Consider the following 16,125-nt stretch of genomic DNA (forward strand, 5'->3'; position numbering starts at 1 on the left):
GTCCTCGACGCGGTCGGAATCCGGCATGCCTTCGCGGGCCCGTCAGGGGCGGATGAGGTCGAAGCAGCTCACCTTGGCGTTCGGGCCGCTGTTGCGGCGCTCCACCCGGATCGCGCCGCCCTGGCTGATCCGGCAGGTGAGCTGGCCGGTGGTGGCCTGCGTCCGGGTCGCCTCGAACCGGACCGCGATCGCCTCCTGCGTCGGCGCGAAGCCCGTCGCCCACGGCAGCGTCACCCGGGCGAACCGGCGGGCACCGCCGTCGCTGCGGAAGAACGTCACGTCCGCCGGGCCGGTGCCGGTCACCTCCAGCAGGATCTGCCCGGCCACCGGGCCGTCGGCGGGCTTGCTCGTCGCGGTGGCCGAGCGGCCGGTGCCGGTGCGGGCGGCCGTGGGCGTACCGGTGCCGGTGCGGGCCGCCGTGGCCGTGGCCGTACCGCGGGCGCGCGGCTCGGCCGTGGGCGTCGGGGACGGCGTCGCCGGCGGCGCGGTGAGCGTCCCCGGGTTGCCGCCGAAGCCGAACGACGGCACGGGCGCGCTGGTCGGCCCCGACTTCTCGCGCAGCCCGGCGATCACGACGCCGCAGCCGACGATCAGGACCGCCGCGCCGGCCAGGACGGCGTACGACAGCCAGCGGTTCTCCTCCGGCTTGGCCGGCGCCGGCCCGCCGGGCGGCGGGAGCGGGCCGGCGGGGAGGCCGGCGGCGGGGACGGGCCCGGTCGGCGGCGGCGGGCCGGCGGGCTCGACGACGGGGATGATGGCGGTGTCGGCCGAGGGCCCGCCGAGCGGCGGCACCCCGGGCGGCGGGCCCACCGGCGCGGCGGGCGGCTCGCCGCCGGCGGGCAGCGCCGGCCCGGACGCGCCGGGATCGATCCCGTGCGGTCCGGTCGCGTCCCGTGCGGGCCCGGCCGGATCGCCCGCCGGCGGCGGGGGCGGGTCGTGGCCGGGCGGGTCGGCGGCCGCGGACAGCGAGCGGTACACCGCGGCGCCGGAGCCGCCGGTCGCCGGCCACACGTCGCCCTCGGGCTCGTCGTCGGCGGGCTCGCCGCCGGCGCGCGGGGGAGTCGGCGGGTCGGCCGCCGCGCCGTCCCGGCCCGCGAACGGCGGTCCGGACTGCTCCGGCCGCTCCCGGTCGTCGGGCGGTGGGGGTGGCTGGCTCATCGCGCGGGCTCCTCGGGGGCCGGGCGGGTGCCGACCGCTCTCCGCACGCTACCGCCGCATTACGCCCGGTACCGGGCAAAGCGGCCAGCCTGCCCACCCCACTCCGGCCAGTCGCCACCCCACTCCGGCCGGGCGCCCCGCCCAGCCCGCCCCGCCGGTCGCCCCGCCTCGCCCGGGCTGCCCGCCCCACCCGAGCCGGCCGCCCCGCCCCATCCGAGCCGGCCGCCCGCCCCATCCGAGCCGGCCGCCCGCCCCATCCGAGCCGGGCGGCCGGCGATTCGCGGTGGGCGGTCGGGTGGTGGCTGCGGCGTACGTCCGGTCCCGGGTGTCCGACGTACGGCCGATCGGTCGATTCGCCCGGACCATCGGGTTTCGGATGCGGCCGGGCCGGACGCCCAAATCAATCAGGACGGCTGCTCGAAACAAGGGTATCCGCGCAGGTGTGCTGCGCGTTCGTCGGCTACGCTGCGGGGCATGTGCGGAATCGTGGGGTACGTCGGCGGTCGGCCGGCGCTCAATATCGTCCTGGACGGACTGCGGCGGCTGGAGTACCGCGGCTACGACTCGGCCGGCGCCGCCGTGCTCGGCGGCGGCGCGCTGCTGACCGAGAAGCGCGCCGGCAAGCTGGCGAACCTGGAGAAGGCGCTCGCCGAGCGCGGTACGGACGGCATCGAGGCCGGCGCCACCGGCATCGGCCACACCCGCTGGGCCACCCACGGCGGCCCGACCGACCGCAACGCCCACCCGCACGCCTCGCCGGACGGCCGGGTCGCGGTGATCCACAACGGCATCATCGAGAACTTCGCCAAGCTGCGCGCCGAGCTGGAGGGCACCGGCGTCGAGTTCGCCAGCGACACCGACACCGAGTGCGCCGCGCACCTGCTCGCCGGCGAGCTGGCCGCGGTCAACGCCGAGGGGACGACCGGCCCGGCGGCGCTCGCCGAGGCCATGCGCCGGGTGAGCCGGCGGCTGGAGGGCGCGTTCACGCTCCTCGCCGTCGACACCGCCGCCCCGGACGCCGTCGTCGGCGCCCGGCGCAACTCGCCGCTGGTGGTCGGCCGCGGGGACGGCGAGTACTTCATGGCCAGCGACGTGTCGGCGTTCATCGCGCACACCCGCGAGGCGGTCGAGCTGGGCCAGGACCAGGTCGTCCTGATCACGCCGGCGGGCGTCGAGATCACGGACTTCGACGGTACGGCGGCCACCGGCCGGGACTACCACGTCGACTGGGACGCCGCCGCCGCCGAGAAGGCCGGCTACGACTACTTCATGCTCAAGGAGATCGACGAGCAGCCGCGCGCGGTGGCCGAGACGCTGCTCGGCCGGCTGTCCGACACCGGGCAGATCGTGCTGGACGAGGTCCGGCTGACCGACCAGGACCTGCGCGACGTCGACAAGGTGTTCATCGTCGCCTGCGGCACGGCGTACCACGCGGGGCTGGTCACCAAGTACGCCATCGAGCACTGGACCAGGATCCCCTGCGAGGTCGAGCTGGCCAGCGAGTTCCGGTACCGGGACCCGGTGCTGGACCGGTCCACCCTGGTCGTGGCGATCTCCCAGTCCGGCGAGACGATGGACACGCTGATGGCGCTGCGCCACGCCAAGGAGCAGAAGGCGCGGGTGCTGGCGATCTGCAACACGAACGGCTCGACGATCCCGCGCGAGTCCGACGCCGTGCTGTACACCCACGGGGGCCCGGAGGTCGCCGTGGCGTCGACCAAGGCGTTCCTCACCCAGCTCATCGCCTGCTACCTGGTCGGCCTGCACCTCGCGCAGGTGCGCGGGGTGATGTTCGCCGACGAGGTCGCCGCGGTGGTCGAGCGGCTCCAGCGGACCCCGGACCAGCTCACCGACCTGCTCGCCGGGATGGAGCCGGTCCGCCAGCTCGCCCGCGACCTGAAGGACGCCTCGACGGTGCTGTTCATCGGGCGGCACGTCGGGTACCCGGTGGCGCTGGAGGGGGCGCTCAAGCTCAAGGAGCTGGCGTACATGCACGCCGAGGGGTTCGCCGCCGGCGAGCTGAAGCACGGGTCGATCGCGCTGATCGACCAGGGCACGCCGGTGGTCTGCATCGTGCCGTCGCCGGTCGGCCGGGGGGTGCTGCACGACAAGATGGTCAGCAACATCCAGGAGGTCCGGGCCCGCGGCGCCCGCACGATCGTCATCGCCGAGGAGGGCGACGAGGCGGTGGCCGCGTACGCCGACCACCTGATCCGGGTGCCGCGCACGCCGACGCTGCTGGCGCCGCTGATGACGACGGTGCCGTTGCAGGTGCTGGCCTGCGGCATCGCCGCCGCCCGCGGCAACGACGTGGACCAGCCGCGCAACCTGGCGAAGTCCGTCACGGTCGAATGACCGTGGCCCGCCGGGGCGAAGTCCGTCACGGTCGAATGACCGTGGCCCGCCGGGGCGAAGTCCGTCACGGTCGAATGACCGTGGCCCGCCGGGGCGAAGTCCGTTACGGTCGAGTGACCCTGGCCGCCGGGTGGAGTGAATGACCGTCACCTGCCCGGACGCGTCCGTAGCGGTCGAATGACCGGCCCGGCGGGGTCCGTCGCGGTCGAATGACCGCGCCCGCCGGGCGGTGTCCGGCACGGTCGACACGGCGCCGCCGCGCCGGCCGCTACCCTGGCCGGCGTGGTGGTCGCGATCGGTGTGGACGTGGTGCGGGTGGAGCGGTTCGCCCGGGTGCTGGAGCGGACCCCGCTGCTCGCCGAGCGCCTGTTCACCGAGGCCGAGCGGCGCACCCGGGCCGGCAACGCCCGGCCGGCGGAGTCGCTGGCCGCGCGGTTCGCCGCGAAGGAGGCCGTGGCCAAGGCGCTGGGCGCGCCGAGCGGCATGCGCTGGCACGACTGCGAGGTCGTCACCGACCCGGACGGGCGGCCGTGGCTGACGGTCGCCGGTACGGTCGCCGCGGTCGCCGCCGAGCGCGGCATCGCCCGCTGGCACCTGTCGCTGTCGCACGACGGCGGCGTCGCCGTGGCGATGGTCGTCGCCGAGCGGTAGCCCGCGCCGCCCCCGGGCGGGGTCGGGCCGGCGCCGCGGGCGGCCACCGAGCCGTGCCCGAGCGGCCCGCGCCCGCCGGACCGGGGATCATCGGGCCGAGCCGGTACCCGGGCGGCCGCGCCCGCCGGAACCGCGCGGCGCGTTCCCCGTAAGCCGTACCGCGCTGGTACCGGCGTGCTAACACTGACGGGCATGAGCGTGCTGCGGACCGCGTACCGGGTGGCCGACGTGCGGGCGGCCGAGGCCGCCCTGCTGGCGACGCTGCCGCCGGGCACCCTGATGGCGCGCGCCGCCGCCGGGCTGGCCCGCCGCTGCGCCCGGCTGCTGGCGGACACCGGCGGCCGGTACGGCGCCCGGGTGCTGCTGCTGGTGGGCGCGGGCGACAACGGCGGCGACGCGCTGTACGCGGGGGCCCGGCTGGCCCGCTCCGGCGCCGCGGTCCGCGCCCTGCTGCTCGACCCCGAGCGGGCGCACGCGGGCGGCCTGGCGGCCCTGCGGTCGGCCGGCGGGCGGGTCGTGGACGCCGTACCGGACCGGGTGGACCTGGTCGTCGACGGCATCGTCGGCATCGGCGCGGCCGACGGCCTGCGCCCGCCCGCGGCGGCGGCGCTGTCGGCGGCGCTCGCCGCCCGGCCGCGCACCGGGGACCGGCCGGCGATCGTGGCCGCGGACCTGCCCAGCGGCGTCGCCCCGGACACCGGCGACGTGCCCGGCGTCGCGGTCGCCGCGGACGTGACGGTGGCGTTCGGGTGCCTCAAGCCCGGCCTGCTGGTCGGGCCCGGCGCGGCGCTGGCCGGCGAGGTCGAGGTGGTGGACATCGGGCTCGGCCCGTGGCTGCGCGGCGACCCCGCGCTGCGGGTCGCCGCCGACGAGCAGGTGCGGCGCTGGTGGCCGCGCCCGCAGCGGACCTCGGACAAGTACCGCCGCGGGGTGGTCGGCCTGGCCACCGGCTCGGCGACGTACCCCGGCGCGGCCGTGCTGTCGGTGGCCGGGGCGCTGGCCGGGCCGGTCGGGCTGGTGCGCTACGCGGGCCCGGCGCGGGAGTTCGTGCTGTCGCGGTACCCGCAGGTCATCGCCGCCGCCCGGGTGGGTGACGCCGGGCGGGTGCAGGCGTGGGTGTGCGGCTGCGGCCGCGGTACGGACGCCGCCGCCGCGGCCGAGCTGCGCGCGGTGCTCGCCGCCCCGGTGCCCGCGGTGCTGGACGCCGACGCGCTGACCCTGCTGCTGGACGGCGGGATGGCCGAGCTGCTGCGCGGCCGCGCCGCGCCGGTGGTGCTGACCCCGCACGACGGGGAGTTCCAGCGGCTCGCCGGTACCGCGCCGGACGGCGATCGGGTCGGCGCCGTACAGAAACTGGCAAGTTGGACCAACGCCGTCGTGCTGCTCAAGGGCGACCGGACGGTCGTCGCGGACCCGTCCGGCGAGGCGTGGGTGAACCCGACGGGGAGCCCGGCGCTCGCCACGGCCGGCACGGGGGACGTGCTGGCGGGCCTGATCGGGGCGCTGCTGGCCGCCCGGGTGCCGCCGCTGCGCGCCGCGGTCGCGGGGGCGTACGCGCACGGCCTGGCCGGCCGCGCCGCCACCGGCGCGGTCACCGCCCCGGACGTGGCCGAGGCCCTGCGCACCCTGGCCCCGGCCTAGGCCGCGGCACCGGGCCCGGGCCGCGCGCGGGCCCGCACGTGGTTGAGCCCCGCGTACAGGGCAGGACGCGGGGCTCAACACGAATCCGGCATTACCTCGCCGGAGGAGGCTTACAGCGGGCGAACCTCTTCGGCCTGCGGGCCCTTGGGCCCCTTGCCGATCTGGAATTCGACCCGCTGGTTCTCCTCCAGCGACCGGTAGCCGCTGGTCTGGATGGCCGAGAAGTGGACGAAGACATCGTTACCGCCCTCGTCGACGGTAATGAAGCCGTAGCCCTTCTCGGCGTTGAACCACTTGACGGTTCCCTGTGCCATTGCTGGCGCCTTCCTGATGGTGCGGACATAACTGGCGCAAGCAGGCAATATAGACCACATCGCGCAGTGGTAACTGTACACCGGGTAGGTGTCCTCCCACCGCCGCGGCGCGATTCCGCCTGCTCGGGATCACGCTAGGCGTTCAGTACGCTGTTCGCCATGTGGCAGGCGGAAGTGCGCGTCGACCTCGCGGCGATCCGGGACAACGTGGCGCGGCTGCGCGCCGGCACCGCCGCCGAGCTGATGGCGGTCGTCAAGGCCGACGGGTACGGCCACGGGGCCGTGCCGAGCGCCCGGGCGGCGCTCGCCGGCGGCGCGACCTGGCTCGGCGTCTGCACGCTCGGCGAGGCCGCTGACCTGCGCGCCGCCGGGATCACCGCCCGCGTCCTGGCCTGGCTCACCGCCCCGGACGCCGACTTCGCCCCCGCCATCGCCGCGGACGTCGACCTGTCCGCCAGCTCGCTGGAGCAGCTCGCCGCGATCGCCGCCGCCGCCGGCCCGGCCGGGCGGCCGGCCCGGCTCCACCTGAAGGCGGACACCGGGCTCGCCCGGGCCGGCGCGCCGGCCGGTGCCTGGCCGGCGCTGGTCGAGGCCGCCGCCAAGCACGCCGCCGCGGGCGCGGTCGAGATCGTCGGCGTGTGGAGCCACCTGGTGTACGCGGACGTGCCCGACCACCCGACCACCGACCGGCAGCTCGCCGCGTTCCGCGGGGCGCTGGACGTCGCGGAGCGGCACGGGGTCCGGCCGCCGCTGCGGCACCTGGCCAACTCCGCCGCCACGCTCGCCCGCCCGGACGCCCACTTCGACCTCGTCCGGCCGGGGCTCGCCTGCTACGGGCTCTCGCCGATCCCCGGCGCCGGGCACGGGCTGCGGCCCGCCATGACCGCGCGGGCCCGGGTGCTGCTCACCAAGCGGGTGCCGGCGGGGACCGGGGTGGCGTACGGGCACACGTACGTCACCGACCGGGAGACCACGCTGGCGCTGCTGCCGCTCGGCTACGCCGACGGGGTGCCCCGGGCGGCGTCCAACGCGGGCCCGGTCCGGCTCGCCGGCCGGGTTCGGACCATCGCCGGCCGGGTGAGCATGGACCAGATCGTCGTCGACTGCGGCGACGACCCGGTCGCCCCCGGCGACGAGGCGACGCTGTTCGGCCCGGACGGCCCCACCGCCGACGACTGGGCGGCGGCCGCCGACACGATCAACTACGAGATCGTCGCCCGGTTCGGCAGCCCCCGGGTCCCCCGGACGTACGTGGGGCTCGACGCGTGAGGGTGCCGCGCCGGGCCGGGCTGATCAGCGCGGTCGTCGGCCTCGCCGCGGCCGGCGTGGCCGCCGGGGTGGCGGTCCAGCGGGCCGCGGTGCGGCGCAGCCGGGGCGGCGCCGACCCGTACGCGGACGAGCCGTTCGGCGCGCTGCCCAGCGACGAGGTCAAGCTGGTCGCCACCGCCGAGGGCGCCGACCTGTACGTCGAGATCGTCGACCCGGCCGACGGCGTCGAGGTGGACGTCGACTTCGCCGGGGTGTTCGACCTGCCGCCGGCCGACCCGACGATCGTCTTCGTGCACGGCTTCTGCCTGGACATGGGCACGTTCCACTTCCAGCGCCGGGAGCTGATCCGCCGCGGCGACCACCGGATGGTCTTCTACGACCAGCCCGGCCACGGCCGCTCGGGCGCGCTGGACGCCGGCGAGTACCACCTCTCCGCCCTCGGCGACGCGCTGCGCGCGGTCATCGACGGCACCACCGGCGGCGGGCCGGTCGTGCTGGTCGGGCACTCGATGGGCGGCATGGCGATCATGGCGCTGGCCGAGCAGCACCCGGACCTGTTCACCGACCGGGTCGCCGGCGTCGTGCTGATCTCCACGTCCGGCAGCCTGCTCGGCGGCGCCCGGATCGGGCTGCCCGCGCTGGCCGCCCGGTTCGCCCGGCCGCTGCTGCCGCTGGTCCGCCGCGGCGCCCGGCTCACCGGCCCGGTGCTGGACCGGGCCCGGCTCGCCTCGGCCGACCTCGCGTACCTGCTCACCCGCCGGTACGGCTTCGGCGGGCCGCGGCCCAGCCCGGCCCTGGTGTCGTACGTGGAGCGGATGAATTCCCGGACCTCCGCCGAGACCGTCGCCGGCTACCTGCGTACGCTGAGCACCCACGCGCGGCACCCCGCGCTGGCCGCGCTCCGCGACGTGCCCACGCTGGTGGTCGTCGGGGGCCGGGACGTGATCACGCCGCCCGAGCACTCCGAGGAGATCGTGCAGCACCTGCCGGACGCCCAGCTCGTCACCGTGCCCGACAGCGGGCACGTCGTCATGCTGGAGCACCCCGACGAGGTCAACGCCGCGCTGCTGGCGTTCCTCGACCGGGTCATGCCGGGCGGCGCGCCGTGACCCGCGAGCTGCGCTGCGCCACCGCCGCCGACACCCACGCGCTCGGCGAGCGGCTCGCCGCCGTCGCCCGGCCGGGCGACCTGATCCTCCTGTCCGGGCCGCTGGGCGCCGGCAAGACCGCGCTGGCCCGGGGCATCGGCGCCGGGCTGGGCGTGGCCGGGGCGGTCACCTCGCCGACGTTCGTCATCGCCCGGGTGCACCCCGGCGCGCCGGCGATGGTGCACGTGGACGCGTACCGGCTCGGCGACACCCCCGACCCGCTCGGCGAGATCGACGCCCTCGACCTGGACGCGTCGCTGGACGAGTCCGTGACCGTGGTCGAGTGGGGCGACGGGGTGGCCGAGCGGCTGGCCGACGCGCACCTGCACGTCCGGATCGACCGGCACCCCGACGACAGCCGGGTGATCACGCTGGCCGGGCACGGCGGCGACTGGGACCGCCGGGTGGCGGCGGCGTGACCATCGACCTGCTCGGCCGGCTGCCGGGCGAGTGGCTCACCGCGATCACCCCGCTGATCGACGCCGACGCGACCGCCGAGCTGGCCGCCTTCGTCACGACCGAGTACGCCACGCACACGGTGTACCCGGCGCCGGACGACCTGTTCGCCGCGTACCGGCACTGCCGGGTGCGCGACTGCCGGGTGGTGATCCTCGGGCAGGACCCGTACCACGGGGCCGGGCAGGCGCACGGGCTGAGCTTCAGCGTGCCGCCGGGCGTCCGGGTGCCGCCGTCGCTGCGCAACATCTTCAAGGAGCTGGCCGAGGACCTCGGCGTCGGCCCGGCCGCGCCGGACCCGAGCGCCGTCCTGCCCGGCCTGCCGCTGCCGCCGCCGCGGCTGCCGAGCCGGGCCAGCGGCGACCTCACCCACTGGGCCCGACAGGGCGTGCTGCTGCTCAACGCGGTGCTGACCGTCCGGGCGGGCGAGGCCGGCTCGCACGCCGGGCACGGCTGGGAGACGTTCACCGACGCGACGATCCGCGCGCTCAACGGCCGGGACCAGCGGATCGTGTTCCTGCTCTGGGGCGGCTACGCCCGGCGCAAGGCCGAGCTGATCACCGCGCCGCAGCACGTGGTGCTGGAGGCCGGGCACCCGAGCCCGCTGAACCCGCGCGGGTTCGCCGGCAGCCGCCCGTTCAGCCGGGCCAACAAGGCCCTGGTCGACGCGGGCCTGCCCCCGATCGACTGGTGACCCGCCGCGCCGTCCCGGCGCCGGGACGACCCGCCGGCCGGCCCGCGTGCCCGCCCGCCGCGCACCGGGGTCGGGCGGGCGGCGCGTAAGCTCGCGGCGTGCTTGCGCTAGTGGTCGACTCCGGTACGCCCGCCGTCACCGCCGGGGTGGTCGAGGTCGCCGCGGACGGTGTCGCGGTGCGCGCCGAGCGGGTCACCGTCGACGCGCGGGCGCACGGCGAGCTGCTCGCGCCGCACCTGGCCGACGCGCTGGCCGCGGCCGGCGTCCGCCGGGAGGAGCTGGCCGCCGTCGTCGCCGGGGTCGGGCCGGGGCCGTACACCAGCCTGCGGGTCGGGCTGGTCACCGCCGCGGCGTTCGCGCAGGCGCTCGGCGTGCCGGCGTACGGCGTGGGGACGCTCGACGCCCTCGCCCGCGGCACCGCCGGCCGGCTGCTGGTGGCCACCGACGCCCGTCGCCGCGAGGTCTACTGGGCCGTGTACGCCGACGGCACCCCGCTCACCCCGCCCGCCGTCGCCGCCCCGGCCGCCGTCGCCGCGGCCATCGCGGGGTACGGCGTGACCGCCGCGCTCGGCGAGGGCGCCGCCACCTACGCCGACGTGCTGGGCCTGCCGCTGGCCGACGCCCCGCCGTACCCGGCCGTGGCCGCGCTGGCGGCGCTCGCCGCCGACCGGGTCCGGGCCGGCGCGCCCGGCGAGCGGCTCACCCCGCTGTACCTGCGCCGCCCCGACGCGGTCGCCGCCGCCGCCCGCAAGCCCGTCCGGCAATGACCGCGGCACCGGCGAGGACCGCCGCGGCGAGGCTCGGCCGGCTGCGCTGGTGGCAGCTCGACGCCGTGCTGGCGGTCGAGGCGGACCTGTTCGGCGTCGAGCGGTGGACCGCCGCGATGTTCTGGAACGAGCTGGCCGCCGGCCACCACTACCTCGCCGCCACCGCCGCCGACGGGACCCTGCTCGGGTACGCCGGCCTGGCCGTCGCGCCGGGCGAGGCGTGGGTGCAGAACATCGCCGTCGCCCGCCCCGCCCAGCGCGCCGGGGTCGGCCGGGCGCTGCTGGAAGCGCTGCTGGCCGAGGCCGAGCGGCGGGGCGCGGGCGCCGTGCTGCTGGAGGTCGCCGCCGACAACGGGCCGGCGCAGCGGCTGTACGACGCGTACGGGTTCGTCGGGGTCGGCGTGCGGCGCGGGTACTACCAGCCCAGCAACACCGACGCGATCGTCATGCGGCGGCGGCCGTGATCGTCCGGATGTGGGAGGTGCGGGCGTACCCCGGCCACGCCGCCGCGCTGCTGGACTGGCTCGCCCACACCGCCCTGCCCGCCGTCGCGGCCGAGCCGACGCATGCCGGCAGCGAGGTGTTCGCCTCGGCCGACCACCGGGTCGTGGTGCTCAGCCGGTGGCGCGGCGAGCCGGGCGCACTGCCCGACCCGCCGGCCGCCTGGGTGGCCCGCGCGCCCCACTCCTGGGACTTCACCCCGGTCGACCTCTAGCCGCGCTCCCGGCCGGCCGCGCACGCCCCCCGGCCGGGTCGGCGGGCCCGGCCGGTCCGCCCGGCGCGACCGGGCCCGGGGCGGGAAATCCGGTGGCGGGGGACGGGCGTCGATCCGTAACGTCGGCGGCCTGATGCGTACCCTCCCCGTCGCCGACCCCGGCACCCCCGACCACCGCTCGGCCGCCCGGCTGCTGTGGTGGCTGGCGCGCAGCCACGGCCGGACCGTCGCCCTCGGGGTCCTGCTCGGCGTGCTCTGGATGGGCCTGTCCGCGCTGATCCCCGCCGCGATCGGCCGGGCCATCGACGACGGCCTGCTCCGCCGCGACCCGGCCGGGCTGCTCACCTGGAGCCTCGCCGTCGCCGGGCTCGGCGTCGGCGTCGCCACCGCGGCCGTGTGCCGGCACCGGGTGGCGGTGTTCAACTGGCTCGGCGGCGCATACCGGACCGCGCAGGTCGCCGTCCGGCAGGCGATCCGGCTCGGCGCGGCACTGCCCCGCCGGGTGCCGGCCGGCGAGCTGGCCAGCATCACCACCTCCGACGCCCCGCACATCGGCAACGCCCTCGACCTGACCGCCCGCGGCTCCGGCGGCCTGGTCGCGATCGTCATCGTCGCCGTGGTGCTGCTGCGCACGTCCGTGCCGCTCGGCCTGGTCGTGGTGCTGGGCGTACCGCTGCTGATGGGCGTCGTCGGCCTGCTCATCCGCCCGCTGCACCGGCGCCAGCAGGCGTACCGGGACCGCGAGTCCGCCCTCGCCGCCCGGGCCACCGACATCGTCACCGGCCTGCGCGTGCTGCGCGGGGTGGGCGGCGAGGCGACGTTCGCCGCCCGGTACCGGGCGCAGTCGCAGGAGGTCCGCGCGGCCGGTGTCGGCGTCGCCCGGGTGGCGTCGCTGCTGGACGCCGCGCAGGTCCTGCTGCCCGGCGTCTTCGTCGTGATCGTCACCTGGCTGGGCGCCCGCCTGACGCTGGCCGGGGCGATCACCGTGGGGGAGTTCGTCGCCTTCTACGGGTACGCCGCGTTCCTCGTCCAGCCGCTGCGCCACCTCACCGAGGCCGTCGAGCGGATCACCCGGGCGTTCGTCGCCGCCCGCCGGGTGGTCCGGCTGCTCGGCGCCGAACCGGCGTTCGCCGACAGCGCGGGCGCGGTCGTCACCGGCGTGCTGACCGACCCGGACTCCGGGCTCGTCGTACCGGCCGGGGAGCTGACCGTCGTCGCCTGCGCCGACCCGGCCGAGGCGCTCGCGCTGGCCGACCGGCTCGGCCGGTACACCGACTCCGCCGCCACCCTGGCCGGCGTGCCGCTGCGCGCGCTGCCGCTGGCCGGCGTCCGCGCGGCCGTCCTCGTCGCGGACAACGACGCGCACCTGTTCGCCGGCCCGCTGCGCGACCAGCTCGCCCCGCGCGGCGCGGGCGACGCGGCGCTCGCCGCCGCGCTGGCCGCGGCCCGCGCCGAGGACATCGTCGCCGCCCTGCCCGACGGCCTCGACACCGTCGTCGCGCCGCGCGCCCGGGACCTGTCCGGCGGCCAGCAGCAGCGGCTGCGGCTGGCCCGGGCGCTGCTGGCCGAGCCGGAGATCCTGCTGCTGGTCGAGCCGACCAGCGCCGTCGACGCGCACACCGAGGCGGCGATCGCCGCCGGCCTGCCGGCGGCCCGGGCCGGCCGGACCACCGTCGTGTTCAGCGCCAGCCCGCTCGTGCTGGCCGCCGCCGACAGCGTCGCGTACGTCGCGGGCGGCCGGGTGGTCGCCGCCGGCGCCCACCGCGACCTGCTGCGCCGGGTCCCGGCGTACGCGCGCACCGTGCACCGGGGGGAGGAGTGAGATGAGCACGTCGCTGCCCGTCGCCGACGCGGCCACCGTCCGCCGGTACGCCGGGCACCTGCTGCGCACCGAGCGCCGCCCGCTGTCCGGCGTCCTCGCCCTGCACGCCGGCGCGGCGGTCACCGGCCTGGCGACGCCGTGGCTGCTCGGCCGGCTGGTCGAGGCGCTGCGCGGCGGCACCGGCGGCGGCGCCGTCGACCGGATCGCGCTGACCATCGCCGGCTTCGTGCTGGCGCAGGCGGTGTTCGCCCGGTTCGCCTCGTACGTCTCCGCCCGGTTCGGCGAGAAGGTGCTGGCCCGGCTGCGCGAGGAGTTCGTCGAGCGGGTGCTGGCCATCCCGCTGCCGGTGGTCGAGCGGGCCGGCACCGGCGACCTGCTCACCCGCACCTCGCGGGACGTGGCGGCGCTGGCCCACACCGTGCACCGGGCGGTCCCGGAGACGCTGATCGCGCTGGTCACGCTGCTGCTCACCGGCGCGGCGCTGCTGCTCAACTCGCCGCTGCTCGCGCTGCCGGCGCTGGTCGTCGTGCCGGCGCTGTGGGTGAGCACCCGGTGGTACCTGCGCCGCGCGCCCGACGGGTACCTGGCCGAGAACGCCAGCTACTCCGACATCACCGAGGGCGTCGCCGAGACGGTCGAGGGCGCCCGGACGGTCGAGGCGCTGCGGCTCGGCCCGGCCCGGCTGCGCCGCACCGACGCGGACCTGCGCCGGTCGTACCGGGCCGAGCGGTACACGCTGTACCTGCGCACGGTGTGGTTCCCCGTCGCCGAGACCTGCTACGTGCTGCCGGCGGCGCTGACGCTGCTGGCGGGCGGCTGGATGTACCTGCGCGGCTGGGTGGGCCTGGGCGCGGTGACGGCGGCGACGCTGTACGTGCAGCAGCTCGTCGACCCGCTCGACCGCCTGCTGTCCTGGCTGGACGAACTCCAGGTCGGCGGCGCCTCCCTGGCCCGCCTCCTCGGCGTCGCCCGCCCGACCCCCGACCCCGACCCCGCCGCCGGACCGGTGGCGCGGGCGGCTCCCGGCGGGTCCGGCGGGCTCGTCGTGGCCGGCGTGCGGTTCGGGTACGTACCCGGCCGGGAGGTCCTGCACGACGTCTCGCTGCGGCTGCGCCCCGGCGAGCGGCTGGCGATCGTCGGCCCGTCCGGCGCCGGCAAGTCCACCCTCGGCCGGCTGCTGGCCGGCATCCACCACCCGGACGCCGGCACGATCACCCTCGACGGCGTCCCGCTGTCCGCCCTGCCGCCGGAGCGGCTGCGCGGCGAGGTCGCGCTGGTCACCCAGGAGCACCACGTCTTCGCCGGCACCCTGCGCGACAACGTCGCCCTGGCCCGCCCGGACGCGTCCGCGGCCGAGGTCGCGGCGGCGCTCGCCGCGGTCGACGCGCTGGCCTGGGCCGAGGCGCTGCCCGCGGGCGTGGACACCGCCGTCGGTACCGGCGCGCACCCGCTCCCGCCCGCCCGGGCGCAGCAGGTCGCGCTGGCCCGGCTGGTGCTGGCCGACCCGCACACGCTGGTGCTGGACGAGGCGACCTCGCTGATCGACCCCGGCGCGGCCCGGCAGCTCGAACGGTCGCTGGCCGCGGTGCTCGCCGGCCGGACGGTCGTGGCGATCGCGCACCGGCTGTTCTCGGCGCACGACGCCGACCGGGTCGCGGTGGTGGTCGACGGGCGGATCGCGGAGCTGGGCACGCACGACGAGCTGATCGCCGCGGCGGGCTCGTACGCGGCGCTCTGGCGCACCTGGCACGGCGACGCCGCGGCCCCGCGCCAGCGCCGGGCGGCCGGCCCGCCGATCGCCCCGGCCGCCCGCTGACCGGTTCCCGCGAGCCCCGGCGCCCGCGGGCCGGCGGATCCGCGAGGAGCTGCTGCGCGGCCGGCACCCGCGAGCCCCGGCGTCCGCGACCGGCTCCGGCGGGCTAGCGGGGCAGGGGCTGGCCGAGGAGTGCCATGGGCGCGTCGCCGATCCGGGTCAGCACCAGCGTGGCGCCGTGCGGGCCGGACAGCCCGAGCCGGCGGCGCAGCGCGTCCGGCTCCAGCGGCGAGGACCGCTTCATGATCTCCAGCCGCCCGATGCCCCGCTCGCGCAGGTGGGCGCGCAGCCGCTTCAGCCCGAACGGCAGTACGTCGGTCAGCGCGATCCCGCGGCCGTACGGCGTGGCGTGCGGGGTGTCGGTGTACACATAGGCCACCCGCTCGTCGGCGAGCCAGCCGGCGACGGTGTCGGCGAACTCGGCGACGAGGTGGGCGCGGACGACGGCCGGGTCCGGGTCGTACAGGTACCGCCCGACCGCCCGTACCGGCGCCACCCGGTCCCCGCCCCCGACCAGCTCGGCCGCCGGCGCCACGACCGTCCCGGCGGCGGCGGCCGCCCGCGCGGCCGGCAGTACGGTGGCGCGCCGGGGGACCGCCGCGAGCGGCCCGCACCAGGCCGCCGCCTCGACCAGCTCCCCGCCGACGCTCACCCACTCGCCCTCGGCGCCCGGCGGCAGCAGCGCGTGGTCGATGCCGGGCGCCAGCTTGAGCGCCGTCCGCGGCACCCGGCCGGGCAGGGCGGCGACGAAGTCCCACGGCGGCGAGTACGCGGCCGGGTCGAACACCCGGCTGCCGCCGCGCCGCCGGGCCGGGTCGCAGAACACCGCGTCGTACCCGGACAGGTCGACCGCGGCGGCGTCCGCGCAGCGCACCTCGACCCGGTCGGCCAGGCCGAGCGCGGCCGCGTTGTGCCGGGCCAGCGCCGCCGTACCGGGGTCGGCCTCCACGGCGAGCACGGCGATGCCGGCGCGGGCGGCGGCGAGCGCGTCGGCGCCGAGGCCGCAGCCCAGGTCGGCCAGCCGGCGGACGCCGGCGGCGGCCAGCCGGGCGGCCCGGCGGTCGGCGACGACCCGGCGGGTGGCCTGCTCCAGCCCCGGCCGGGTGTACAGCAGGGCACCCGCGTCGGCGCCGAACTTGGCCGCCGCGCGCCGGCGCAGTTCGGCCTGGGTGAGCGCGGCGGCGGCCAGCTCCGGCGGGGTGCCGGCGGCGCGCAGCGCGGCCGCGGCGGCGAGCGGGTCGGTGCCGGCCAGCGCGCCGGCCGCGGCCAGGGCCGCGGTGCCGGCGGGGGAGCGCAGCGCGGCGAGCAGGTCGGGGTCCACC

The 16,125-nt window shown here is 78.1% G+C and carries 15 protein-coding genes; 12 read left to right on the forward strand and 3 right to left on the reverse strand.

Annotated features, from left to right (window positions below):
* Window positions 1-42: 42 nt before the first annotated feature.
* On the reverse strand, window positions 43-1,158 hold the full coding sequence (locus IEY94_RS15485; protein ID WP_189170872.1) for an MmpS family transport accessory protein: 1,116 nt from the start codon (window positions 1,156-1,158) through the stop codon (window positions 43-45).
* Between the two features lie 474 nt (window positions 1,159-1,632).
* Between IEY94_RS15485 and glmS the strand changes: the two genes are divergently transcribed.
* The 3 genes from glmS to IEY94_RS15500 all read left to right on the forward strand — a co-directional run bounded on the left by glmS (window position 1,633) and on the right by IEY94_RS15500 (window position 5,805).
* Window positions 1,633-3,513 carry a glutamine--fructose-6-phosphate transaminase (isomerizing) gene (gene glmS, locus IEY94_RS15490; protein ID WP_189170873.1) on the forward strand — a complete coding sequence of 627 codons (1,881 nt, stop codon included), beginning with the start codon at window positions 1,633-1,635 and terminating at the stop codon, window positions 3,511-3,513.
* Between the two features lie 282 nt (window positions 3,514-3,795).
* Window positions 3,796-4,164, forward strand: coding sequence for a holo-ACP synthase (locus tag IEY94_RS15495; protein WP_189170874.1), 369 nt, complete (start codon window positions 3,796-3,798; stop codon window positions 4,162-4,164).
* Between the two features lie 201 nt (window positions 4,165-4,365).
* Window positions 4,366-5,805, forward strand: a complete 1,440-nt coding sequence (locus tag IEY94_RS15500) for an NAD(P)H-hydrate dehydratase (RefSeq protein ID WP_189170987.1) — start codon at window positions 4,366-4,368, stop codon at window positions 5,803-5,805.
* Window positions 5,806-5,915: 110 nt separating this feature from the next.
* Here IEY94_RS15500 and IEY94_RS15505 read toward each other — a convergent pair whose 3' ends face one another.
* Complete coding sequence (locus tag IEY94_RS15505) at window positions 5,916-6,119, reverse strand: cold-shock protein (RefSeq protein WP_189170875.1); 204 nt, start codon at window positions 6,117-6,119, stop codon at window positions 5,916-5,918.
* A 159-nt stretch (window positions 6,120-6,278) separates the two neighbouring features.
* Between IEY94_RS15505 and alr the strand changes: the two genes are divergently transcribed.
* The 9 genes from alr to IEY94_RS15550 all read left to right on the forward strand — a co-directional run bounded on the left by alr (window position 6,279) and on the right by IEY94_RS15550 (window position 14,806).
* Complete coding sequence (gene alr / locus IEY94_RS15510; protein ID WP_189170876.1) at window positions 6,279-7,388, forward strand: alanine racemase; 1,110 nt, start codon at window positions 6,279-6,281, stop codon at window positions 7,386-7,388.
* Window positions 7,385-8,497 (forward strand): alpha/beta fold hydrolase, encoded by a 1,113-nt coding sequence (locus IEY94_RS15515; protein ID WP_189170877.1) that lies wholly within the window; start codon window positions 7,385-7,387, stop codon window positions 8,495-8,497. Before alr ends, IEY94_RS15515 begins: the two co-directional genes overlap by 4 nt.
* Window positions 8,494-8,955 (forward strand): tRNA (adenosine(37)-N6)-threonylcarbamoyltransferase complex ATPase subunit type 1 TsaE, encoded by a 462-nt coding sequence (gene tsaE, locus IEY94_RS15520; protein ID WP_229783967.1) that lies wholly within the window; start codon window positions 8,494-8,496, stop codon window positions 8,953-8,955. Before IEY94_RS15515 ends, tsaE begins: the two co-directional genes overlap by 4 nt.
* Window positions 8,952-9,686, forward strand: coding sequence for a uracil-DNA glycosylase (locus IEY94_RS15525; RefSeq protein ID WP_229783969.1), 735 nt, complete (start codon window positions 8,952-8,954; stop codon window positions 9,684-9,686). Before tsaE ends, IEY94_RS15525 begins: the two co-directional genes overlap by 4 nt.
* 98 nt (window positions 9,687-9,784) lie before the next feature.
* A complete protein-coding gene (gene tsaB, locus IEY94_RS15530; protein ID WP_189170878.1) occupies window positions 9,785-10,453 on the forward strand; it encodes a tRNA (adenosine(37)-N6)-threonylcarbamoyltransferase complex dimerization subunit type 1 TsaB in 669 nt (222 codons plus the stop codon).
* Window positions 10,450-10,917, forward strand: a complete 468-nt coding sequence (gene rimI, locus IEY94_RS15535) for a ribosomal protein S18-alanine N-acetyltransferase (RefSeq protein WP_189170879.1) — start codon at window positions 10,450-10,452, stop codon at window positions 10,915-10,917. Before tsaB ends, rimI begins: the two co-directional genes overlap by 4 nt.
* On the forward strand, window positions 10,914-11,168 hold the full coding sequence (locus IEY94_RS15540; protein ID WP_189170880.1) for an antibiotic biosynthesis monooxygenase: 255 nt from the start codon (window positions 10,914-10,916) through the stop codon (window positions 11,166-11,168). Before rimI ends, IEY94_RS15540 begins: the two co-directional genes overlap by 4 nt.
* A 133-nt stretch (window positions 11,169-11,301) precedes the next feature.
* A complete protein-coding gene (locus IEY94_RS15545) occupies window positions 11,302-12,990 on the forward strand; it encodes an ABC transporter transmembrane domain-containing protein (protein WP_189170881.1) in 1,689 nt (562 codons plus the stop codon).
* A gap of 1 nt (window position 12,991) precedes the next feature.
* Entirely contained in the window at window positions 12,992-14,806 is a 1,815-nt protein-coding gene (locus tag IEY94_RS15550; RefSeq protein ID WP_189170882.1) for an ABC transporter ATP-binding protein, read from the forward strand.
* A 103-nt stretch (window positions 14,807-14,909) separates the two neighbouring features.
* Here the strand turns inward: IEY94_RS15550 and IEY94_RS15555 are convergent, their stop codons facing one another.
* Window positions 14,910-16,124 carry a THUMP-like domain-containing protein gene (locus IEY94_RS15555; protein WP_189170883.1) on the reverse strand — a complete coding sequence of 405 codons (1,215 nt, stop codon included), beginning with the start codon at window positions 16,122-16,124 and terminating at the stop codon, window positions 14,910-14,912.
* Window position 16,125: the final 1 nt, after the last annotated feature.

The organism is Pilimelia anulata (assembly GCF_014647895.1).
Classification (GTDB): domain Bacteria; phylum Actinomycetota; class Actinomycetes; order Mycobacteriales; family Micromonosporaceae; genus Pilimelia; species Pilimelia anulata.